This is a genomic window from Curtobacterium sp. 24E2, from assembly GCF_016925595.1.
Classification (GTDB): domain Bacteria; phylum Actinomycetota; class Actinomycetes; order Actinomycetales; family Microbacteriaceae; genus Curtobacterium.
Genome location: NZ_CP068987.1, coordinates 307,410 through 328,850 on the forward strand (window position 1 = coordinate 307,410; position 21,441 = coordinate 328,850).

At 68.5% G+C, this 21,441-nt stretch carries 20 protein-coding genes and 4 pseudogenes; all 24 read right to left on the reverse strand.

Annotated features, from left to right (window positions below; genetic code table 11):
* Position 1: 1 nt before the first annotated feature.
* Entirely contained in the window at positions 2 to 814 is an 813-nt protein-coding gene (rpsC, locus tag JN350_RS01545) for a 30S ribosomal protein S3 (RefSeq protein ID WP_017885527.1), read from the reverse strand.
* Positions 814 to 1,205: pseudogene (gene rplV, locus JN350_RS01550) on the reverse strand (50S ribosomal protein L22). Before rplV ends, rpsC begins: the two are co-directional and overlap by 1 nt.
* 25 nt (positions 1,206 to 1,230) lie before the next feature.
* Positions 1,231 to 1,512 carry a 30S ribosomal protein S19 gene (gene rpsS, locus JN350_RS01555; RefSeq protein ID WP_017885529.1) on the reverse strand — a complete coding sequence of 94 codons (282 nt, stop codon included), beginning with the start codon at positions 1,510 to 1,512 and terminating at the stop codon, positions 1,231 to 1,233.
* Between the two features lie 11 nt (positions 1,513 to 1,523).
* Positions 1,524 to 2,363: a 50S ribosomal protein L2 gene (rplB, locus tag JN350_RS01560; protein ID WP_111083467.1), complete on the reverse strand. Its 840-nt coding sequence runs from the start codon at positions 2,361 to 2,363 to the stop codon at positions 1,524 to 1,526.
* An 18-nt stretch (positions 2,364 to 2,381) separates the two neighbouring features.
* Positions 2,382 to 2,681, reverse strand: coding sequence for a 50S ribosomal protein L23 (gene rplW / locus JN350_RS01565; RefSeq protein WP_111083468.1), 300 nt, complete (start codon positions 2,679 to 2,681; stop codon positions 2,382 to 2,384).
* Positions 2,678 to 3,336 (reverse strand): annotated as a pseudogene (gene rplD, locus JN350_RS01570) (50S ribosomal protein L4). Before rplD ends, rplW begins: the two are co-directional and overlap by 4 nt.
* A gap of 2 nt (positions 3,337 to 3,338) precedes the next feature.
* On the reverse strand, positions 3,339 to 3,995 hold the full coding sequence (gene rplC / locus JN350_RS01575; protein WP_027466731.1) for a 50S ribosomal protein L3: 657 nt from the start codon (positions 3,993 to 3,995) through the stop codon (positions 3,339 to 3,341).
* Positions 3,996 to 4,007: 12 nt separating this feature from the next.
* A complete protein-coding gene (rpsJ, locus tag JN350_RS01580) occupies positions 4,008 to 4,316 on the reverse strand; it encodes a 30S ribosomal protein S10 (protein ID WP_017885534.1) in 309 nt (102 codons plus the stop codon).
* Between the two features lie 520 nt (positions 4,317 to 4,836).
* A complete protein-coding gene (locus tag JN350_RS01585; RefSeq protein ID WP_205463325.1) occupies positions 4,837 to 5,652 on the reverse strand; it encodes a DarT ssDNA thymidine ADP-ribosyltransferase family protein in 816 nt (271 codons plus the stop codon).
* A gap of 79 nt (positions 5,653 to 5,731) precedes the next feature.
* Positions 5,732 to 6,710, reverse strand: a pseudogene (locus tag JN350_RS01590) (DNA topoisomerase IB).
* 205 nt (positions 6,711 to 6,915) lie between these two features.
* Positions 6,916 to 8,103, reverse strand: coding sequence for an elongation factor Tu (gene tuf, locus JN350_RS01595; protein ID WP_111083472.1), 1,188 nt, complete (start codon positions 8,101 to 8,103; stop codon positions 6,916 to 6,918).
* A gap of 153 nt (positions 8,104 to 8,256) precedes the next feature.
* Positions 8,257 to 10,368 (reverse strand): annotated as a pseudogene (gene fusA / locus JN350_RS01600) (elongation factor G); the annotation flags it as partial.
* Positions 10,369 to 10,455: 87 nt separating this feature from the next.
* Positions 10,456 to 10,926: a 30S ribosomal protein S7 gene (gene rpsG / locus JN350_RS01605; RefSeq protein WP_055950927.1), complete on the reverse strand. Its 471-nt coding sequence runs from the start codon at positions 10,924 to 10,926 to the stop codon at positions 10,456 to 10,458.
* 5 nt (positions 10,927 to 10,931) lie between these two features.
* Complete coding sequence (gene rpsL / locus JN350_RS01610; protein ID WP_017885540.1) at positions 10,932 to 11,300, reverse strand: 30S ribosomal protein S12; 369 nt, start codon at positions 11,298 to 11,300, stop codon at positions 10,932 to 10,934.
* Positions 11,301 to 11,529: 229 nt separating this feature from the next.
* Positions 11,530 to 12,096, reverse strand: a complete 567-nt coding sequence (locus JN350_RS01615) for a hypothetical protein (RefSeq protein ID WP_205463326.1) — start codon at positions 12,094 to 12,096, stop codon at positions 11,530 to 11,532.
* A 662-nt stretch (positions 12,097 to 12,758) separates the two neighbouring features.
* Positions 12,759 to 13,244, reverse strand: coding sequence for a DUF6121 family protein (locus JN350_RS01620; RefSeq protein WP_205463327.1), 486 nt, complete (start codon positions 13,242 to 13,244; stop codon positions 12,759 to 12,761).
* A gap of 27 nt (positions 13,245 to 13,271) precedes the next feature.
* Positions 13,272 to 13,991, reverse strand: coding sequence for a CBU_0592 family membrane protein (locus JN350_RS01625; RefSeq protein WP_461963463.1), 720 nt, complete (start codon positions 13,989 to 13,991; stop codon positions 13,272 to 13,274).
* 21 nt (positions 13,992 to 14,012) lie between these two features.
* Positions 14,013 to 14,741 (reverse strand): type IV pilus assembly protein FimV, encoded by a 729-nt coding sequence (locus JN350_RS01630; protein ID WP_205463329.1) that lies wholly within the window; start codon positions 14,739 to 14,741, stop codon positions 14,013 to 14,015.
* Between the two features lie 2 nt (positions 14,742 to 14,743).
* Positions 14,744 to 15,367, reverse strand: coding sequence for a hypothetical protein (locus JN350_RS01635; protein WP_205463330.1), 624 nt, complete (start codon positions 15,365 to 15,367; stop codon positions 14,744 to 14,746).
* A 137-nt stretch (positions 15,368 to 15,504) separates the two neighbouring features.
* Positions 15,505 to 16,557, reverse strand: a complete 1,053-nt coding sequence (gene pilM, locus JN350_RS01640; protein WP_205463331.1) for a type IV pilus assembly protein PilM — start codon at positions 16,555 to 16,557, stop codon at positions 15,505 to 15,507.
* 50 nt (positions 16,558 to 16,607) lie between these two features.
* Positions 16,608 to 17,450 carry an A24 family peptidase gene (locus tag JN350_RS01645; RefSeq protein WP_240347471.1) on the reverse strand — a complete coding sequence of 281 codons (843 nt, stop codon included), beginning with the start codon at positions 17,448 to 17,450 and terminating at the stop codon, positions 16,608 to 16,610.
* Entirely contained in the window at positions 17,447 to 19,288 is a 1,842-nt protein-coding gene (locus tag JN350_RS01650) for a hypothetical protein (RefSeq protein WP_205463332.1), read from the reverse strand. The genes JN350_RS01645 and JN350_RS01650 overlap by 4 nt, the downstream gene beginning before the upstream one ends.
* Positions 19,285 to 19,995 (reverse strand): PulJ/GspJ family protein, encoded by a 711-nt coding sequence (locus JN350_RS01655; protein WP_205463333.1) that lies wholly within the window; start codon positions 19,993 to 19,995, stop codon positions 19,285 to 19,287. The genes JN350_RS01650 and JN350_RS01655 overlap by 4 nt, the downstream gene beginning before the upstream one ends.
* Positions 19,992 to 21,368 carry a type IV pilus modification PilV family protein gene (locus tag JN350_RS01660; RefSeq protein ID WP_205463334.1) on the reverse strand — a complete coding sequence of 459 codons (1,377 nt, stop codon included), beginning with the start codon at positions 21,366 to 21,368 and terminating at the stop codon, positions 19,992 to 19,994. The genes JN350_RS01655 and JN350_RS01660 overlap by 4 nt, the downstream gene beginning before the upstream one ends.
* Between the last annotated feature and the right edge of the window lie 73 nt (positions 21,369 to 21,441).

The window sequence follows — 21,441 nt, forward strand, 5'->3', positions numbered from 1 at the left end:
GTTACGCCTCAACTCCTGCGCCGGCCGGCGCGTCCTGCGGGGCCTGCTGCGGGCGGCGGTCACCGCGGTCGCCGCCACGACGGTCGCCGCCACGGTCGCCACGCTCACCGCGCGGGCCGCCACGACGCTCGGGGCGCGACGAACGCTGGTTCGCCTGCTCGCGAGCGAGCTCCTTGTTCGTGATGTCGCCCTTGTAGATCCAGACCTTCACGCCGATGCGGCCGAACGTGGTCCGGGCCTCGTAGAAGCCGTAGTCGATGTTCGCGCGGAGGGTGTGCAGCGGCACACGGCCTTCGCGGTAGAACTCCGAACGGGACATCTCGGCGCCGCCGAGACGACCCGACACCTGGATGCGGACACCCTTGGCGCCGGCGCGCTGTGCACCCTGCAGGCCCTTGCGCATGGCGCGACGGAACGCGACACGAGCGGAGAGCTGCTCGGCGATGCCCTGCGCGACGAGCTGGGCCTCGGTCTCGGGGTTCTTGACCTCGAGGATGTTGAGCTGGATCTGCTTCTTGGTGAGCTTCTCGAGCTCACCGCGAACGCGCTCCGCCTCGGCGCCGCGGCGACCGATGACGATGCCCGGACGCGCCGTGTGGATGTCCACGCGGACACGGTCACGGGTGCGCTCGAGCTCGATGCGGGCGACACCGGCGCGGTCGAGGGTCTTCTTCAGGTACTCGCGCACCTTGATGTCCTCGGCCACGTAGTCGGCGTAGCGCTGACCGGCCTTCTTGCTGTCGGTGAACCAGTGCGAGACGTGGTCCGTCGTGATCCCGAGACGGAAGCCGTACGGGTTGACCTTCTGGCCCATTAGTTGCTCGCCTTCTTGCTCGTCGCGGCAGCCTCGGCCTCTTCCGGCGTCGCGAGGACGACCGTGATGTGGCTGGTGCGCTTGTTGATGCGGAAGGCCCGGCCCTGGGCGCGCGGCTGGAACCGCTTCAGGGTCGTTCCCTCGTCGACGAAGACGCGGCTCACGTAGAGGTCGCGCTCGTCGAGGAAGCTGTTCGTCGAGTCAGCCTTCACCCGGGCGTTCGCGATCGCCGAGGCGACCAGCTTGTACACGGGCTCCGAAGCGCCCTGGGGGCGAACTTCAGGATGGCGAGCGCCTCGTGGGCCTGCTTGCCGCGGATCAGCTCGATGACGCGACGGGCCTTCTGAGGCGTGACGCGGATGTGTCGCACGCGTGCGATCGACTCCACCATTTCGTTCCTCCTCTGCGTCCCCGCGTTAGCGGCGACGGCCCTTCTTGTCGTCCTTCACGTGACCACGGAAGGTGCGGGTCGGCGCGAACTCGCCGAGCTTGTGACCGACCATCGACTCGGTGACGAACACCGGGATGTGCTTGCGGCCGTCGTGCACGGCGATGGTGTGCCCGAGCATGTTCGGGACGATCATCGACCGACGCGACCACGTACGGATCACGTTCTTGGTGTTGGCCTCGTTCTGCGTGACGACCTTGCGGAGCAGGTGCTCGTCGACGAAGGGGCCCTTCTTCAGACTGCGTGGCATCTTCTGAACTCCTACTTGCGCTTCTTGCCGGCGTTACGGCGACGGACGATGAGCTTGTCGCTCGGCTTGTTCGGCTTGCGCGTGCGACCCTCGGCCTGGCCCCAGGGGCTGACCGGGTGACGACCACCGGAGGTCTTGCCCTCGCCACCACCGTGGGGGTGGTCGACCGGGTTCATCGCGACACCACGCACGGTCGGGCGGACGCCCTTCCAGCGCATGCGGCCGGCCTTGCCCCAGTTGATGTTCGACTGCTCGGCGTTGCCGACCTCGCCGATCGTGGCGCGGCAGCGTGCGTCGACGTTGCGGACCTCGCCCGACGGCAGACGGAGCTGCGCGTAGGGGCCGTCCTTGGCGACGAGACGCACCGAGGCGCCGGCCGAGCGGGCCATCTTCGCGCCGCCACCGGGGCGGAGCTCGATGGCGTGCACGACGGTACCCACGGGGATGTTGCGCAGCGGCAGGTTGTTGCCGGGCTTGATGTCGGCACCGGGGCCCTGCTCGATGACGTCGCCCTGCTTGAGCTTGTTCGGCGCGATGATGTACCGCTTCGTGCCGTCCACGTAGTGCAGGAGCGCGATGCGCGCAGTGCGGTTGGGGTCGTACTCGATGTGAGCGACCTTGGCGTCCACGCCGTCCTTGTCGGAGCGACGGAAGTCGATCACGCGGTACTGGCGCTTGTGGCCACCACCGATGTGACGCGTGGTGATGCGGCCGGAGCTGTTGCGACCACCGGTCTTCGGCAGCGGACGAAGCAGGGACTTCTCCGGAGTCGAACGGGTGATCTCAGCGAAGTCGGCGACCGACGAGCCGCGACGACCGGGGGTCGTCGGCTTGTAGTTACGAATAGCCATGATTTATCCCTCTGGTCCTCAGCCGACAGCCGTGAAGATGTCGATCGAACCGGACTTGAGCGTCACGATGGCGCGCTTGGTGTCCTTGCGCTTGCCGAGACCGAACTTGGTGCGGCGGGTCTTGCCCGGGCGGTTCAGCGTGTTGATGCTCGCGACCTTGACCTCGAAGATCTTCTCGATGGCGAGCTTGATCTCGGTCTTGTTCGAGCGGGGGTCCACGATGAACGTGTACTTGCCCTGGTCGATGAGCGCGTAGCTCTTCTCCGAGACGACCGGCGAGATGATGACGTCGCGCGGGTCCTTGTTGAAGCCGCTCATGCGGTGATCTCCTTCGCGGTCTTCGACGCGATGAAGGCGTCGAGGGCGCTCTTGCTGAAGACGACGGCGTCCGACTTGAGGACGTCGTAGGCGTTCAGCTGGCCGTACGAGAGCGCGTGGACGTTCGGCAGGTTGCGGATCGACTTGAGCGTCAGCTCGTCGTTCGACTCGAGCACGATCAGCACGTGCTTGACGGGCGCGACCTTCTCGAGGAGCGTCCGGGCGACCTTGGTCGACGGCACGTCGCCCTCGACGAAGCCGTCGACGGCCGAGATGCGGCCACCGCGGGCGCGGTCCGAAAGCGAGCCGAGCAGCGCTGCGGCGATCATCTTCTTGGGGGTGCGCTGCGAGTAGTCGCGGGGGTCGGTCCGTGGACGACGCCACCACCGGTGTGCTCGGGAGCACGGACGGAACCCTGACGGGCGCGGCCGGTGCCCTTCTGCTTGAACGGCTTGCGACCGGCACCGCGGACTTCGCCGCGGTTCTTGGTCTTGTGGGTGCCCTGACGCGCGGCTGCGAGCTGCGCGGTGACGACCTGGTGGATCAGCGGGACGTTGGTCTCGACGTCGAAGAGAGCTGCGGGCAGCTCGACGGTGCCGGACTTGACACCCGATGCGTCGAGGACGTCGATCGTGGTTGCGGTCGTGGTGGCCATGATCACTTACCCTTCACGGCGGTGCGGACGAAGACGGAGCGGCCGCGAGCACCGGGGACGGCGCCCTTGACGAGCAGCAGACCCTTCTCGGCGTCGACGGCGTGCACCGTGAGGTTGAGGACGGTCACACGGTCGCCACCCATACGACCGGCCATGCGCATGCCCTTGAAGACACGCGACGGGGTCGAGGAAGCACCGATCGAGCCGGGCTTGCGGTGGTTGCGGTGTGCACCGTGCGAGGCGCCGACGCCGTGGAAGCCGTGGCGCTTCATGACACCGGCGAAGCCCTTGCCCTTGGAGGTTCCGACGACGTCGACCTTCTGGCCCGCCGTGAACGTGCCGTCCACGGTGAGCTCCTGGCCGAGCGTGTACTCAGCGGAGTCGTTGGTCCGGATCTCGGTGAGGGTGCGACGCGGGGTCACGCCAGCGGCCTCGAAGTGGCCGGCGGCCGGCTTGTTGACCTTGCGCGGGTCGATGGCACCGGCGGCGATCTGGATCGCCTCGTAGCCGTCGCGCTCAGCGTTGCGGATCTGGGTGACCACGTTCGGGCCGACCTCGATCACGGTGACGGGGATGAACTTGTTGTTCTCGTCCCACACCTGGGTCATCCCGAGCTTCTTGCCGAGGAGGCCCTTGACGGTCTTGGTTGAGTTCGCCATTGGTCAGCCCCCTTACAGCTTGATCTCGATGTTGACGTCTGCCGGAAGGTCGAGTCGCATGAGCGAGTCGACGGCCTTCGGCGTCGGGTCGACGATGTCGATGACCCGCTTGTGCGTGCGCTTCTCGAAGTGCTCGCGCGAGTCCTTGTACTTGTGAGGGGAACGGATCACTGCGATCACGTTCTTCTCGGTGGGGAGTGGCACCGGGCCGACCACGGTCGCACCGGCACGGGTCACCGTGTCGACGATCTTCCGGGCCGACGTGTCGATGACCTCGTGGTCATACGACTTGAGCCGGATGCGGATCTTCTGTCCCGCCATGTGTCTCTTGTCCTCTCTCTGCGCCGCGCACCCGCAGGCCGCCTGACGCCGCTCGGCTCCGCATTGCTGCGGACCGTGCTGTTTTCCTGAACCAACCGGCCGCATCCGCTGGGGATGACCGCTGTTCACCTGTCAACCGCGCGGGCGACCTTGGCCGTCCAGCGTGGGCAATCGACTTCCTCGCACTCCGGGCGCAACAGTGTCGCGTCCGTCATGACCTCGGGGAGTCGTGTTCTGCTGCCTGCGGCCCAACCCAGCCCTGCTGAACAGGGGGTTGTGCACTGCCAGAGCAGTGATCCTGCGGACTCGCACCCGCGGGGAATTCGGAACCGGACAAGTCTCGCATGTCCCGAGCCCACGTGCAACCCGGGCGTGTCGCGATGCGCCGGGCGTGTCGGCACCGGCTCGCTTCCCCGGATCCACGGGGATCGGACGGCCTGGAGGCACGGGTCGCCGCCGCAACGCGGAGCGCCCTCCGGAGATGGTCCGGAGGGCGCTCGTGGAGACGGTTACTCGGCCGTCACCGGGGGACGAACCACGGCGGGAAGACCGCCACGCGCGGCGCGTGGCCGCCGTGGTCGGCGAGCACCGCACGGACCGTCTGACGGGCCTTGTCGTTCGGGACGCCGATCACCGCGACGGACGAGAACGGCACGCTCGGCCCCGCGAGGAGCTCGAGCCCGAGCATCTCCGGGTCGGAGAAGTCCGTCCGGCGGATCAGGTTCGTCCCGGCGTCGGGGCCGACGGCGAAGCGGACGTCGTCGGCGTCGGCGTCCTGGTCGGCGACGACCACCGAGTCACCGAACGCCGAGACCGGGACGACGAGCACGACGTAGTCCACCGCGCGCGTGCGTCGGGCGGCGTCGGACCACCTTTCCCCGACGGCGCCGGTGCGGAGCTCGTCCCACCGGAGGGCATCCGGCGACAGGGTGAACGGCACGTGGCTCGCGATGGTGCTGCCGTCGGGTGCTTCGGCCTCGGCGCGAGCGGCACGGGTCTCGGGGCTGCTCACGTCGACGGCGGGCTCCGCCTGGTCTGCTGCGAGGATCGCACCGGAGCCGACGATGCCGTCGAGGTTGTCGATGTGGGTCACGTGGTGTGCGCGCAGCGACGCGAACACCCGGGCCTCGGGCAGGTCGGCAGACGACGACCGGAGGGACGTCGGCGAACGCAGCGACGTCCCGGGGCCGGAGGCCGGCGGGTCGACGCGCAGGTTGGTGGTGATGCGGGTCCGCCGTGGCGCCGGAGCGGCTGGGATCGCCGACTCCTCGCGCTGCCGGGGCGCGCAGATGTCGCAGAGCTCGGTGGGGAAACCGTGGATGCACTCGTCAGTCACGACTGTTGTGGGTCCTTCCGTGCCGTGTGGGGTGGTCCGGCACGTCGACCAACGCTACGTCATCCGGACGCTCCCGGGGTCATTGTCGGTAGAGCAGCGCCCGGACCTCGGACTCGGCGGCGTGGATCCGGGCCGGATCGATGGTCTCGCCGTGTTCGTAGGCGTCGAGCAGCCGCGGGTCGATGTAGCTCTGCCGACACACCGTCGGGGTGTTGCCGAGCCTCGTCGCTCGCGGCCTTCACGGCATGGGACACCGCACGCTTCCGCTTCGCCTCCGACGGCAGCGGACCGGTCTGTGCCAGGTCGACGGCCGCGGCCACCGTGCCGTGCAGGGTGCGGAAGTCCTTCGCCGTGAAGTCGTCACCCGCACGCTCCTTGACGTAACCGTTGATGTCCTCGGCGGACAACGGCTCCCACTCCTCACCGCGGCGTTCGCGGAACGACAGCAGTCGGGCGTTCGGCCCGCGGCGCTTCATGCCGGCGATCACCGTCGCGAGGTCTGCGTCGTGGATCGACGACGACCACTCCTGCCCGCTCTTGCCGGGGAAGTCGAGCCCGATGTCGTCACCGGAGACGTGGGCGTGCGCGCACAGCAGGGTCGACAGCCCGCGGCTGCCGTGCTCGCTCGCGTACCGCTCCGAACCGACTCGCAGCGATCCCTGGTCGAGCATCCGGAACGCCGCGGCCAGCGCTCGGCGGCGATCCGGTTCCGGTCGCCGGAGGTCCTGCGTCACCCCGCGCCGTGCCACCGGCAACGACTCCGCGAGTGCGAGCGCGCGGTCGTACTTGATCCGGTCCATCCGCTCGCGCCACGACGGGTGGTACATGTACTGGCGACGGCCGGCGCCGTCGATCCCGGTCGCGAGGACGTGTCCGTTCTCGTACGGCGAGATCCAGACGTCGTCCCAGGCCGGCGGTATGACGAGGTCCTCGAGCCGCTGACGCACCGCGGCATCCGTGACGGTCGCACCGTCGGGGTCGCGGTACGAGAAGCCGCGTCCGCTCCGGACACGGTGGTAGCCGCGACCGGAGGTCGTGGAACGGCGCAGACGGGTCACCCGTCCGAGCCAACTCCCCGATGCCTGGGACGCCGCACGGGGCGGACCGGCGCCGACGTGGCGGGCGTACCCCGGGCCTCCCGTCCGCCGCCCGCCACGCCCGTGAGCGACCGACAGTGACTCGTGGGCGGTACCACGCCCGTAGGGCAACGACAAAGCGGGGCCGAGCCCGAAGGCTCGACCCCGCTGAGGCAGGTAACCGGAGTTACTTGACGATCTTCTCGACCGTACCGGCACCGACCGTACGACCACCCTCACGGATGGCGAAACGGAGGCCCTCTTCCATGGCGATCGGCTGGATCAGCTCGACCGTCATGGCGACGGTGTCACCGGGCATGACCATCTCGGTGCCCTCGGGCAGCGTGATGACGCCGGTGACGTCCGTGGTGCGGAAGTAGAACTGCGGGCGGTAGTTCGCGTAGAACGGGTTGTGACGCCCGCCCTCTTCCTTGGTCAGGATGTACGCGTTCGCCTGGAACTCGGTGTGCGGCGTGACCGAACCCGGCTTGACGACGACCTGGCCGCGCTCCACGTCCTCGCGCTTGAGGCCACGGATGAGCAGACCGGTGTTGTCACCGGCGACCGCCTGGTCGAGCAGCTTGCGGAACATCTCGATGCCCGTGACGGTGGTCTTCTGCGTCGCGCGGATGCCGACGATCTCGACCTCCTCGTTCAGGTTGAGCGTGCCACGCTCGACGCGACCGGTGACGACCGTGCCACGACCGGTGATCGTGAAGACGTCCTCGATCGGCATCAGGAACGGCTGGTCGGTGGCGCGCACCGGGTCCGGCACGTGCTCGTCGACCTGGGCCATGAGGTCCTGGACCGACTTGACCCACTTCTCGTCGCCCTCGAGCGCCTTGAGCGCCGAGACCTGCACGACGGGGGCGTCCTCGTCGAACTGCTGCGAGCCGAGGAGCTCGCGGACCTCGAGCTCGACGAGCTCCAGGATCTCCTCGTCGTCCACCATGTCGGACTTGTTCAGCGCGACGACGATGTAGGGGACGCCGACCTGGCGGGCGAGCAGCACGTGCTCACGCGTCTGGGGCATCGGGCCGTCGGTGGCGGCGACCACGAGGATCGCGCCGTCCATCTGCGCCGCACCCGTGATCATGTTCTTCACGTAGTCGGCGTGACCGGGGGCGTCGACGTGCGCGTAGTGACGCTTCTCGGTCTGGTACTCGACGTGCGAGATGTTGATCGTGATGCCGCGCTGACGCTCCTCGGGAGCGTTGTCGATCTGCGCGAAGTCACGGGCCTCGTTGAGGTCCGGGTACTGGTCGTGCAGAACCTTGGTGATCGCCGCCGTGAGCGTGGTCTTGCCGTGGTCGACGTGACCGATGGTTCCGATGTTGACGTGCGGCTTGGTGCGCTCGAACTTGGCCTTGGCCACTGTGGGTCCTCCTCAGGACTCGGAAGCGTCATCCCCGGCCGGCCCTGGATGGGCTCGCGACCGTTGATGCGCGGTGTGTGTCTTTACTTTACTTGGTGGCGAGGGGCCCGTCGCCGGGCACCCCCGCCTGTGGAGAGACGCTCGAGCGTCACTCCCCGCGTTCTTCGCGATGATCTCCTCGGCGACCTTGGCCGGGACCTGGCTGTAGGTCTCGAAGGTCATCGAGTAGACCGCACGACCAGAGGTCTTCGACCGCAGGTCGCCGACGTAGCCGAACATCTCGGACAGCGGCACGCTCGCGCGGACCACCTTGACGCCCGAGGCGTCCTCCATCGAGGCGATCTGGCCACGACGGGAGTTCAGGTCACCGATGACGTCGCCCATGTACTCCTCAGGAGTACGGACCTCGACGGCCATGATCGGCTCGAGGATCGCCGGACCGGCCTTGCGAGCCGCTTCCTTGTAGGCGATGGAACCGGCGATCTTGAACGCCATCTCAGACGAGTCGACGTCGTGCGCCGCGCCGTCCTTGAGGATGGCCTTCACGCCGACGGTCGGGTAGCCCGCGAGGATGCCGACCTGCATGGCGTCCTGGATGCCGGCGTCGACCGACGGGATGTACTCGCGCGGGACACGGCCACCGGAGGTCGCGTTGACGAACTCGTAGACCTTCTCGCTCGTGACCTCCATCGGCTCGAGGGCGATCTGCACCTTCGCGAACTGGCCGGAACCACCGGTCTGCTTCTTGTGGGTGTAGTCGTACCGCTCGACGATCTTCGTGAGGGTCTCGCGGTAGGCCACCTGGGGCTTGCCGACGCTCGCCTCGACGTGGAACTCGCGCTTCATACGGTCGACGAGGATGTCGAGGTGGAGCTCGCCCATGCCCTTGATCGTCGTCTGACCGGTCTCGGCGTTGAGCTCGACGCGGAACGTCGGGTCCTCTTCGGCGAGCTTCTGGATGGCCGTGGAGAGCTTCTCCTGGTCAGCCTTCGTGTTCGGCTCGATCGCGACCTCGATGACCGGCTCCGGGAACGTCATCGACTCGAGGACGACCTGGTTGGTCGGGTCGCACAGGGTGTCACCGGTGGTGGTGTCCTTGAGGCCGATGACCGCGTAGATGTGGCCAGCGGTCACGTTGGCGACCGGGTTCTCCTTGTTGGAGTGCATCTGGAAGATCTTGCCGATGCGCTCCTTCTTGCCCTTGGTCGAGTTGATGACCTGTGCGCCGGACTCGATCGAGCCGGAGTACACGCGGACGTAGGTGAGGCGACCGAAGAAGGGGTGCACCGCGACCTTGAACGCGAGAGCCGAGAACGGCTCCGACGCGTCGGGCTTGCGGATGATCTCCTTCTCCTCGTCCTTGACGTCGTGGCCGATCATCGGCGGCACGTCGAGCGGGGACGGGAGGTAGTCGATGACGGCGTCGAGCATCGGCTGGACACCGCGGTTCTTGAACGCGGAACCGCACAGCACCGGGTAGAGCGTGCTGCTCACGGTGAGGGCGCGGATCGCGGCCTTGATCTCGTCGACCGAGAAGTCGGTGTCGCCCTCGAGGTAACGCTCCATGAGGACGTCGTCCGCCTCGGCCACGCGCTCGATGAGCTTCTCGCGGTACTCGGCGGCGCGGTCCTGCAGGTCGGCCGGGATCTCTTCGATCTCGTACTTCGCACCCATCGCGACGTCACCCTTGGCGTCGCCGCGCCAGGTGAGTGCACGCATCTGGACGAGGTCGACGACGCCTTCGAACGAGCTCTCCGAACCGATCGGCAGCTGGAGCACGAGGGGCTCCGCACCGAGGCGGTTGATGATCGTGTCGACGGTGTAGTAGAAGTCCGCGCCGAGCTTGTCCATCTTGTTGACGAAGCAGATGCGCGGGACGTTGTACTTGTCGGCCTGACGCCACACGGTCTCGGACTGGGGCTCGACGCCCTCCTTGCCGTCGAAGACGGCGACCGCACCGTCGAGGACGCGGAGCGAACGCTCCACCTCGACCGTGAAGTCCACGTGACCGGGGGTGTCGATGATGTTGATCTGGTTGTTGTCCCAGAAGCAGGTCGTCGCGGCCGACGTGATCGTGATGCCGCGCTCCTGCTCCTGCGCCATCCAGTCCATCGTGGCAGCGCCGTCGTGGACCTCACCGATCTTGTGCGTGATGCCCGTGTAGAACAGGATGCGCTCGGTCGTCGTGGTCTTGCCGGCATCGATGTGCGCCATGATGCCGATGTTGCGGACCTTGTTCAGGTCGGTGAGCACGTCCTGTGCCACAGGGTTCCTCCGGAAGAGTTGTAGGAGAGGTTGGCGGCCGTCCGGGCGCCGGGGTTCTTGACCACCGGTGCCCGGACGGTGCCGGGACTACCAGCGGTAGTGGGCGAAGGCCTTGTTCGACTCGGCCATCTTGTGCGTGTCCTCGCGGCGCTTGACCGCGGCACCGAGACCGTTCGACGCGTCGAGGATCTCGTTCATGAGACGCTCGGTCATCGTCTTCTCGCGACGGGCCTTGGCGTACGAGGTCAGCCAGCGGAGCGCGAGGGTGTTCGCGCGGTGCGGCTTGACCTCGACCGGGACCTGGTAGGTCGAGCCACCGACGCGGCGGCTGCGGACCTCGAGGGTCGGACGGACGTTGTCGAGCGCCTTCTTGAGCGTGACGACAGCATCCTGCTGGTTCTTGGCAGTGACGCCCTCGAGTGCACCGTAGACGATGCGCTCAGCGAGGCCCTTCTTGCCGTCGAGCAGGATCTTGTTGACGAGCTGGCTGACGATCGGCGCACCGTAGACCGGGTCGGCGACGACGGGACGCTTGGGGGCGGGACCCTTACGAGGCATCTAACTCAACCCTTCTTCGCGCCGTAGCGGCTACGAGCCTGCTTACGGTTCTTCACGGCCTGGGTGTCCAGGGCGCCACGGATGATCTTGTAGCGCACACCGGGGAGGTCCTTCACACGACCGCCACGGACGAGCACCATCGAGTGCTCCTGGAGGTTGTGGCCCTCACCGGGGATGTACGCCGTGACCTCGGTGCCGTTCGAGAGCTTCACACGAGCGACCTTGCGCAGTGCGGAGTTCGGCTTCTTCGGGGTGGTGGTGTAGACGCGGGTGCACACACCACGCTGCTGGGGGTTCGCCTTCAGGGCGGGCGCCTTGGTCTTGGTGACCTTCGGCGTACGACCCTTGCGAACCAGCTGCTGAATAGTAGGCAACTGTTCTCCTGGTTCTTCGCTCGTGCTCTCTGGCCGGCGCGATCCGCCGACTTCCTCGTCCCACGCTGATGACCGCCTGACGGCGGAGGAACCTGCGGGGGGACGGAGTGGTCCGACTGGGCGATCTCGCCCGCCGGACTTTTCGGGCGCGCCCGAGGGCGCACACCCAGAAGAGACTACCCGCGTAACGGGACGAAATCAATCCGGGCCGGCACCACGCCGGACACCGTCATGAGCCGGTGTCCGAGGAGCCGTTGCCGACCGCCGACCGGAACGTCGCCCCCGAGCTCGAGAACCCCGTGATGTACCCGCTGGCGTTCACGTTGAGCGGCCCGGCGGTGGCCGTCCCGGTGCCGCCGGCGCCGGCGATGTCCGCCGTGAAGGTGGCCCGGCCGAACGTCGTGGTGGAGACGAGCCAGCCGTTCGTGGTCCAGCTGCCGACGGCGACGGTCGGCCGCGACTCGAGCGTCCACTTCTCGTTCGTGTACGTGTACGCGGGGTTCTCGCCGTACGCGTAGAAGCTGCACCCGGCCGGTGCGGCGTCGTCCGAGGCGATGCAGCCGTCCACCCACGCGTCCACGGCCCGCTTCGCCGCCTGGTCCCCCGCGCTCGTGAGCGTCGCGGTGATCTGCACGGGCGTCGAGGCGCTGCCACCGAACCCTCCCACGACGGCGCTGCCGCCCGTGGCCTTCGTCCACTTGCCGCCGTCGTACGTGACCGCGTAGGTGCCGGGGAGCGCGCGGAGACCGACCGTGCCGTCCTTCGAGGTCTTCGTCGACGTGCCCGCGACCTGCACCGCGGCGCCGGACGGCCCCGGACGCTGACGTCGACGCTGCCGAGCTCCGGCGCCTGCAGCTCCCACACCGGGAACACACCCCAGTCGGTGCCGGTCTTGTCGAGCGTGAAGGTCGCCGCGACGTCACGGCCGGCCTGGCGCAGGTAGGCGCGGACGGTGGCGGTGTCGCCGTCCGTCCGCGTCGCAGCCACCCGGTATCCGGTGACCTTCGCGGTCGCCTTCGCGTACGCGTCGTCGGTGAGGAGCACGTCCGACTTCGTCCGGTCGATGCCGGCCGCGTCGAGGGCGTCGGCGACCTTGCCCGCGGTCAGGTCGTCGAGGAAGGCCCGCACGGGTCGGTCGGCCGAGTGGGTGGCGGAGCCGACCGAGAACCCGACGACACCGGCGACGAGCAGCAGCACGACGGCGGTGCCGCCCGAGATGATCCCGATGAGCTGGCCACGACGGAGCTTCCGGCGCGGAGCGGGCGAGCCGGACGGTGCGTACTGCGCGCCGTGCGCGCTCGACCCGGCCTGCGCGTTCTGCGCGGCGGCGGGCGTCTCCTGCGTCCCGCGGATCGACGCCACCGACGGCACGGCTCCCCAGCCGTCCTGCTGGTCCGGATCCGGCGTGTGCTGGTCGCTCATCGTTCCCCCGTTGCGTGTGCGTCGTGCCCGGGAAGACTACCGCCCGACGGTGTCGTCCCCCGAGACGGTGGTCTCCTGCCGCTGCCCGGCAGCGGGCGTCCGGTCCGTCGTCCGGGCCTGGTGCCGGGCCATGGAGATCCCGCCGATCACCGACAGGAGCGCCACCACGACGGACCCGACCACGAACGGCCCGAGTGCGTAGCCGGCCGGGAAGACGAGGAGCTCGGTCAGGTCGCGGCGGATCGCCGCGTAGCCGACGGCGCCGACGCCGAGCATCACCAGGTAGGCGGTCGCGGCGGCGACCAGGCCGGTGACACCGGGGTTGCCCTCGCGCGCGCCGACCGCGGTCGCGAGGAACACCACCACGGCGGCGCCGACCACCATGGCCGGGCCGAGGTACGGGGTCGCGTCCGGCTGCGCGATCGCCTCGACGTCGGCGAGGAGCGCTTCGAACCCCGCGACGGCGACGACGAGCGCGATGAAGAGGACGGACGTCATCGTCGCGATCAACCACCGGGACATGAGGTGATCGTATCGCCGACGGGACGGTCAGCGGATGGCTTCGGTCCGCTCCGCGTGGTCGATGCCGTCTGCGCTGTCCGCGCTGTCCGCGCTGTCCGCACGCTCCACGTGCCCCTGGGCTGCGGCGACCAGGGCCAGTGCGATCGTCGCGGTGATGATCGGGACGGTCTCGGTCATCGGAGCGACCTGCGTCGTGCTGGTGGTCGGTGCGGTCTGGAGGCCCGGGGCTGCGTCCGCCTCGGAGGGCTCCTCCGGCTCGTGGTCACGCAGGGCGGGGCCGATGATCGGCAGGACGCCGGTGGTGGACGCCGGCTCGGCGTGCAGGACGGTCGCCTCGGAGGCCGCCGGCTCGCCCCGCTTCGCCGCGCGACGGGCGCGTCCCATCTTCACCAGGACGACCACGGCGACGATCGCCCAGATGCCGTTGACGATGGTCGACGGCACCGCGTGGTGCGCGGCCACGTTGACGGCGACGGCCAGGCCACCCACGAGGTTGAAGAGCTGGTACACCGGCCCGTTCGGGAGCTTCCCCGTAGAGAAGAGAATGTAACCTGCCAACACGGTTACAGCGCCGAACCAACCAAGGAATTCCACGATTCCGACCAACACGCGCGACTCCGGGCACGACGGGAACGGCCGGTTCGAGCCGACCGTTCGAGAGGGAGATGAGCAGCCGCGATCACGGCGTCGTGAGCATCGTACGCACACCGACGGGTGTCGCGGAAGAGGGTCGGCGTGGCGCGTCACGCCCCAGTGGGAGGGGGCGGATCAGCCGTTCGCGGAGGTTGTCGCCGTGGTCGTGGCGGCCCCGTCTGCGGAACGATCGAGCACGTAGATCGATCCGCCGAAGGTCCACGAACTGCTGCTGGCGGTTCCGTCCTCGCCGCTCTTCTCCGCGGAGGAGATCGTCGTGATGAGGAACAGTCGATCGCCACCCTGGACTCCCTTGACGAACTGCAGCGCCTGGTCGAACGAGCCGTCGACCGCGACGGTGACGGGGATCACCGAGAAGTTCTGGCCGGTGACCGCTGCGTCCGTGACGAGGCTCGGCGCCTGCGGAGCGGACGGCGCCGCTCCGGCCGTCGCGGACGGCGATGCCGACGGCGTTGCAGCGCCCTGCCCCGCAGCCGCGGGCTCCGCCGTGACCGCTGGCGAGTACGCCGTCGCATCGCTCGCCGTGAACGACGAGACCTGCATCCCGGAAGCCGCAGCGATCGTGTTGAGCTCGTCGATGAACGCGGACAGCCGAGCGGTGTCCGGCACCGAGGCCGCACGGGTCGACAGCTCGCGCTTCATGGCTGGCAGGTCCGCCGCCTGCTCCCGCAGGCGTGCGAGCTCGCTGCGGCTGGTGTCGTTCGTCTGCTCGACGGACGCCGTCTGGGTGTGCGCCGCAGCCGTCTGGGCGAGCTGCGGCTGGACCGCGAGGAAGAACCCGCCGACGGCGACGACCGCCATCGCGAGGACGGCGAGCAAGAGGCTCAGGCGGTTGCGAGACATGGTCAGTCCTTCTTCGCGTCGTCGGCGGCGTACCGGCCGTCGAACGCCTTCTCGTCGAGGTGGATGGTCATGTTGACCGCGTACCCGCCGCCGTCCTGCGACCGCGCGACCGAGTTGGCGTTCGCATCGACGAACCCGGTGACCCCGCCGACGGCGGTCAGCCAGTCCGGGATCGAGGGCAGGGCGTCGCTCGTGGCGTCGAAGGTGAGTGTCGCGATGCGTTGCCCCTGCAGCGGGTCGTCCGACTGCGCGTAGGCTTCCTCGGCTCCGGCGGAGTCGATCGTCAGTCCGGTGATCTGCACCCCGGCAGGCAGTCTCGAACGCACCGACGCGAGCGTCGTCGCCCAGTCGATCTCCGTCGACCCGCCGACCGTCTGCGCGCTCTGCAGCAACGCGCTCTCGGACTCGGTCACCCGGACGTCCCGGTACTGGCCCTGTTGCTTGGCGAGCGTCGCCGTCTCGCTCTGGGCCGCGGCAAGGTCCTGCTCGGCAGACATGCGGTCCGTCATCGCCCACGCCGTCGCCAGTCCGACCGCGATCGCGACGACCAGCACGCCCGCCCACGCACGCCGGACCGTTGCGCGCTGCCGCCGCCTGACGTGGACCTCGACGGGGAGCAGGTCCACACGCGGCGGTCCTCCGACCACCAGGACACGCGACTTCGCGCCGGCTCTCGCCGTGTGGGGAGCGGCGTCTGCACTGCGGCCGGGAGTCGCCCGGAAGGGGCGCCGTCGGTCGGTCGAGGTGGTGTCGATCATCTTGGTCATGCTGCTCGGCCTCCGACCGCGAGGCTCCAGGCGACCGAGATGGAAGCCGACCGCTCCCGGAGGAGTTCCGGGGTGATGCCCCGCGATGTCCGCGCGGACACGAAGGGGTCCCCGACGGCGACCGGCAGACCGGAGACGTCGCCGAGGCTCTCCCGGAAGCCGGGGAGTGCCGCACCGCCGCCGACGAGCACGATTCCCCGCACGACATCGGCAGGCCGGGTGTTGGCGTAGTAGGTCACCGTGTTCCGCACGCTGGTGAGCAGTTCGCCGACGGTCTCACGCGTGACGGCCACGGCACGGGCGTCGTCCGGCGTCTGCGCTCGACCGACCAGACCGAAGTGCCGCTTGATCGCCTCGGCTTCGGCGAGGGAGACCTCGAGCCGGGTGGCGATCGTCTTCGTCACGTGGTCGCCACCCGTCGGGATGATGCGCACGAACGTGGGCACCCCGTCGTTGGCGATCACGACCGACGTCGTGTTGCCGCCGCAGTCGACGATCGCGACCGTTCCGGCGCCGTCGACCCGGGGTGCCAGGACCCGTGACAGGGCGAACGGGATCAGGTCGACACCCACCGGGCGCAGTCCGGCCAGCTCCGCAGCGCGGACGTTCGCGAGGACCGCGTCCTTGATCGCAGCGACGAGCAAGCCGTGCACGACCGGTCCGGACTCGCCGACACCCTCGGACACCGGGTAGAAGTCGAGGATCGCGTCCACGACCGGGACGGGGAGCATGTCCTGGACCTGGAAGGGGAGCGACTCGCGGATCTGCGCGAGCGGCGCCTTCGGCACGGTGAGGTCACGTGAGAGGACGCGCTGGTTCCCCATGCCCAGGACGACGTCCTTGGTCCGGAAGCGGCCGATCGACCAGAGCTCGCGGAACGCCGCCGCGACCGTGTTCGCCTCGAGGACCTCGCCCTGCTTCGTCGCGTCCTTCGGGACCGGCACCTCGGCGACACGGACGATCGTCGGGTTCGCCTTCTCGGCGTCGGCGACCTCCACCGCGCGGATCGTCTCGGCACCGATGTCGATGCCGACGATGTTCTTCGTCATGTCGTGTTCCTTCCGGTCGAGCCGGGCTCAGAGGGTGTCAGCCCGGTTCGTCAGGTGAGACCGAGGAGTCGGAGGTAGGCGTTCCAGATCGGGACCCCGGAGAACGCGCCCACCCACGCGCCGAGGAGCATCCACGGGCCGAACGGGATCCCCGTCGAGCGACCCGCACGCCTGGTCAGGAGGAGGACGATCCCGAAGGTACCGCCGAGGAGGAACGCTCCGAAAGCACCCACAGCGAGGGGTCCCCATCCGAGGTACGCCAGCAGGAGCCCCAGGGCACCGGCGAGCTTCACGTCCCCGAATCCCATCCCCCGTGGTGCCGCGATCGCGAGGACCAGGTACACGCCACCGAGGATCACGAGACCGAGCAGCCCGCGGAGCATCGCAGCCCAATCGCCGGTCAGGACGCTCGAGGCGGCGAGCAGCACGACCAGCACCGGGTACATCGGCAGGACGATCCGGTTCGGCAACGTGTGCGTGTCGATGTCGATGAGCGCCAACGCGACGCTCACCGCCATGACGAAGAGCAGGGCGACGAGCAGGACCGTCTGGCCTGCGATGACCGCACCGGGCGCACCGGCCCGCGGCAGGAACCGGACGATCACCGCGACGAACAGCACCGCCGTCGATGCCTCGACGACCGGGTAGCGGACCGAGATGGGTTCGGCGCAGTCACGGCACCGGCCACGGAGCACCAGCCAGGACACCAACGGAACGTTGTCGAAGCCCCGGATCGCGCGCCCGCACTTCGGACACGCGGATGCGGGGGCGACGACGGACATCCCGGCCGGGACCCGATGGACGACCACGTTGAGGAACGAACCGACGGCGAGCCCGAACACCGCTCCGAACGCAGCGACGAACGCCGCGAGGGTCGAGACGGCGCTGGTCACGAGGTCGGCGCTCCGTTCGGGTCGTACGCCGTCTTCGACTCGACCTGGGTGGCCACTCGGTACGTCGTCACGGTCGGCTGCGGGAACTTCGGCGGCGTGTAGGTCGCCAAGCTCGAGTCGAACGTGTACGCCTTCGTGTAGCCCTGCCCGCTCGCCAGACCGACCGCACCGCGGAAGTTCTGCGCGATCGATCCGCTGACCGTGAGGGTCCCCCGGCCGTTCGACGAACCCCGTGTCCAGTTCTGCACGACGAACGTGCCGGTGTTCGAGAGGATCGCTGCGTCGATCTCGCGATCGTTCGACAGGATCGCAGCGTTGTTCGTGTTGATCGGGTTCCACACCCAGACCGCACGCTGACCGATCAGCCCGAGGACCGTGGACGCGGACCGCGTCGTCGGGTATCGGATGTCGCCCGTGACGTAGAGGTAGTTCTCGGCGGCGATGGTGACCGCCTTGTCGACCGTGCCCTGCACGAACGCGTCGCCGCGATCGCAACCGTACGGCGCCGTCACCGAGGTGCCACCGCCAGCGGTGGGGTCGGTCTCGGAGTTGTTCGCCGAGGAACCGACGAAGGGGAAACCGACACCGTTCGGCTTCAGGGTGGTCGCGGTGCTCGCGGCCGAGGTCGCATCACACGCTGTCGCGACGTTCTTGAGGGTGGCGTTGCCCTTCCAGTAGTTCGGGTCCGGCGTCGTCCCGGCCGCACGTGCGCTCGGCTCGTTCTGCACGAAGATCAGGTTGTTCTTCGGGATCGTGACCCGAGCCCCGCTGGCGCTCCGGAGGTCGGTGGGAGCACCGCACTTGGCCGCGGCTGCCGACGTGTCGCTGTTCACGCCGGTGATCTGCGCCCCCGGTGTCGCGGTCGCTCCGGTGACCTGCGTCGCGATCGTCATCGGCGAGCGCACCGTCATCGTGCCGTCTCCGTTGAACGTGATCTTCGTCGGCCCGGTGTACATGCAGCCGGCTCCCTCGACGGTGCTGGTGGTGCTGGCCAGATCGGAGCGCGTGTAGTCGCGCAGGTCACCGATCGTGGCAGGCGGGGTCAACGTCGAGGATGTCGTCGGGTTCGAGGCGTACCGCCCGAGCGTGCACCCACTGCTGCTCACGCCGTAGACGCTCTGGACCGTGCTCTTGAACTGCGCGCCGCACACCTTGAGTTGATCGTTCGACCGCACCGGACCCTCGAGCACGTCACCGCCGCCGAACTGGATCTGGTCGCAGGTCGACGACGTCGCGACCGGTCGGTACACCGAGGTGCACGGCAGCGTCCCGACGCCCTTCTCGTTCGTGACGGTCGGGTCGCCGGACTCGAAGTTGGTGAAGTACAGGTAGTTCGAGAACCCGTCCGGCCGCACGTTGGCGACGACGGTCCTGGTCGTCGTGCCGGAACGCCCGGTCGACTGCACCCGGATCACGCCCTGCGACGAGAGCTTGCTGTTGTCGACGGCGTACCGGTACGACGAGTCGCTGGCGGAGCCGTCGCCGGTGGGGACGGACACCCACTGCTGGCCGGTCTGGTAGTTGAACGCCGCGTTGTCGCCGGTGCCCTTGCTGAAGGTGCTGTTCGACGCGGCGCTGAACGGTGCGCTCGACTGCCCGTAGTTGCCGTAGGTGTTGTCGGCGTTGAGCCGCGACTGGTAATCGGCGACGCCGGCGTAGGCCGCCGCGATGGCTCGGTTCCAGGATCGGTCCGTCGACGTGACCTTCGCGCCCGACGTCGCGATCGCGACCATCGTCGCGACCAGGATCATCACGACCATGCCGATGCCCACGACGGCAACGAGGGCGACACCACGTTCGTCGTCCCGGGAACGGATGACGCGGAGGAGTCGGATCACGAGGAGGCTCCCATCACGATGTTCGGCATGCTGGCCCTGTTGGTCAGGGTCACGGCGTTCGGGTCCGTCGTGCTCGACCCGACCGTCAGCGTCACGCTGACCGAACGGATGTTCGGCAGGTCCGTCACCGCGACCGGTGACGTCAGCGTTCCGAGCACGTTGTTCGACGCATCGGTGAACGAGAACGCAACCCCGTTCACCGCGGAGGACACCAGCGTGCGCTTCGACGTGGGAGTCGACGTCAGCGTGGCACCGAGGGCCAGCGGGAACGAGAAGTACGAGGAGTTGCCGGAGACGGCGGTACCCCTCCACGTCGTCTCGGTGATCCGCTTCGTCGCCGGGTCGAGCGTCAGCTGGACCTGGACCGGCTGGGAGAGTGTCGAGTCGAGGTTCACGTACGCGAAGAACCGGATCGACGTCGCGCTGGCGTACTGGAAGGCGAACTGCGAGTCGTCGCCGGTCGGCACCGGGTTGTCCGTCGCCGCCCGGAGCATGCGGCCCATCTCGTTCATGGCTGTCGACGCAGCTCGCGTGTTCTGACTGATCGAGCTCGCCGTCACGGAGGCCTTCTGGGACGCGACGAGGAAGGAGCCCGCGATCGTCAGCACGAGGAGCGAGAGACTCATGCCCACGATGAGCTCGACGAGCGTGATACCCCGTTGGTCGGTACGGGCGCGGTCGAGGACTCGGCGGATCCGGCCGATCACGAGGTCGGCACCGTTCGGGGGTCGAGCGTCACGACGTTGCCGCTCGAGGAGACCTTGAGGTTCGTCACGTTCGGGTTCGAGGCGATGGTCTGCGTGTTGCTGCTCAGCACGCCACCGAGTACGGTCGTCCCGCGCAGCGTCCACGTGCCGAACGGCAGTGCGATCGTCGTCGCGGCCGAGGGCGTCATGCCGGTGAAGGTGTACGTCGTCGACGGTGCGCATCCGGGATCGCCGTTGGTCACCGCTGCCGTGTTCTTGACCGTCGCGACGAGGACGGTGTCCACGCCGCCCATCTTCACGTCGAACACCCCCATGGGAGCGCGCGCGGTCGCGGTGAGCGCGGTCGTCGGGTTGTACCCGGGCGTGGAGCCGTCGGCCCCGTTGAAGATGTTCGGCGATGTCGTCAGGTTGCTCGCCGTGGGCCACGCCGTCGGGTCGACGTCCTTGCACGTCGAGGTGTAGGCGCCAGCGATCGCGGTCCACTGGTACGGGAAGAGCACGGTGGACGTGGTGGTGAACGTCTTCACCGTGTCGTCGTAGCGGTAGGTCATCGGGAGCGACGTCGGCAGCTTCGCTGTGACGCCGTCCTTGAGGTTCAGCGGCGCACCGGCCGTGACGGTGATCGCCTGGTCGTAGAGGAAGGTCGCGTTGCCGACGCCACCGGCGGTGGTCGCCACCGACGACGACGGGGCGGTGGCGCCGTCCTTGTCGATGTTCCCGGCCTTCGCGATCGTCACCTTGTAGGTTCCCGGAGTGACCCCGACCGCGTAGCTGCACCCGTTCGTATCGGTCACCGCTGGCGGGTTCGACAAGCCGGTCGCGCCGCCGGACACGGGCGTGATCGTCACGGCGACGCCGGAGTTCGGTCCGCCCGTCGCGGTCTGGACCCCGACGACGATCGTGGACGCGCTCGCGCTCGACACCGCAGCGGAAGGGGAGATCAGGGTGTCGAGCACCACGTTCTTCTGACGCGGCGACGTCCCACTCGTCCAGGAGACGGTGATCGACACGCGCTTGTAGGCGAGGACCCCTGAGCCGGCGCCGCACGAGTTGTCGGAGCCGTCCGAGTTGATCCAGTTCGTGGTCTGCTTGATCGTGTACGCCTGGTTGCCGATCGACTGCAGCGACGTGTCGTCGTCGAGCGTGAAGACGTCCTTCGTGCTGCGTGCCGCGTCGAGCGCCTGGTTCGCCAGGTTGAGCGCAGCTTCGCGCGAACGGTTGTCCTGTGTGAGGTAGAGCGTGGAGACGATGCCCGCTGCGACACCCGCGGCGATCATCGCGAAGACGGTCATCGCGACCATCACCTCGATGATCGAGAAGCCCTCGTCGGACTCACGAGCCGCCCGGAGGCGGTCGACGATGCGCAGCAACACGTTCTGCCTCTCTGTCGGAGCGGTGGTCGCGACGAGCCGTGACGGACGTCACGGCTCGTCGCTGGACGGCAGG